This window comes from Pyxidicoccus caerfyrddinensis (genome assembly GCF_010894405.1).
Taxonomy (GTDB): domain Bacteria; phylum Myxococcota; class Myxococcia; order Myxococcales; family Myxococcaceae; genus Myxococcus; species Myxococcus caerfyrddinensis.
Genome location: NZ_JAAIYA010000116.1, coordinates 1 through 853 on the forward strand (window position 1 = coordinate 1; position 853 = coordinate 853).

The 853-nt window shown below is 71.6% G+C and carries 1 protein-coding gene and 1 pseudogene; both read left to right on the forward strand.

Going from position 1 to position 853, the window contains the following annotated elements; translation table 11 throughout:
- The coding region (locus tag G4D86_RS51745; RefSeq protein ID WP_164003099.1) for a DUF1611 domain-containing protein at window positions 1-590 on the forward strand (590 nt) is incomplete at its 5' end.
- Window positions 591-596: 6 nt separating this feature from the next.
- A pseudogene (locus tag G4D86_RS51750) lies at window positions 597-853 on the forward strand (dipeptide epimerase); the annotation flags it as partial.

The following is an 853-nucleotide window of genomic DNA, read 5'->3' on the forward strand; positions in this document are numbered from 1 at the left end:
TGACGGTGGGCACGGACTGCTCGGTGGGCAAGAAGTACACGGTGCTCGCGCTGGAGAAGGAGATGCGCGCGCGCGGCCTGAAGGCGGACTTCCGCGCCACCGGGCAGACGGGCATCTTCATCTCCGGGCGCGGTGTGGCCATCGACGCGGTGGTGTCGGACTTCGTCGCCGGCGCGGCCGAGTGGCTCACCCCCGCCAACGACGCGGACCACTGGGACCTGGTCGAAGGCCAGGGCTCGCTGTTCCACCCGTCCTTCGCGGGCGTCACCCTGGGCCTGCTCCACGGCGCGCAGCCGGACGCCTTCGTCGTCTGCCACGAGCCCACGCGCACGAAGATGCGCGGCGTCCAGCATCCCCTCCCCTCCATCCAGGCCGTCATCGACCGGACGATTCTGGAGGGCCAGCTCACCAACCCGCGCATCCAGTGCACGGGCCTCGCCATCAACACCGAGCACCTGGGCGAGAAGGAAGCGCTGGCGCTGCTGGAGCGCACGGGCCGCGAGCACGGGCTGCCGTGCGTGGACCCCATCCGAACTGGCGTCGGTCCCCTCGTCGAAGAGCTGGCGCGCCGCTTCCCGGCCCGGAGCTGACCGCCCATGCGCAAGCTCACCGTCACCCACGAGAGCTGGCCCATTGCCGGGCGCTTCACCATCTCCCGCGGCTCGAAGACTTCCGCAGAGGTGGTCGTCGTCACGCTGGAGGAGGACGGCGCCGTGGGGCGCGGGGAGTGCGTCCCCTATGCGCGCTATGGCGAGACGCTGGAAGGCGTCATGGCGGCGCTGGAGGCGGCCCGACCGCGCATCGAGGCGGGGCTGGAGCGGGACGGAATCGCCGGGGTGCTGGAGCCGAAGGC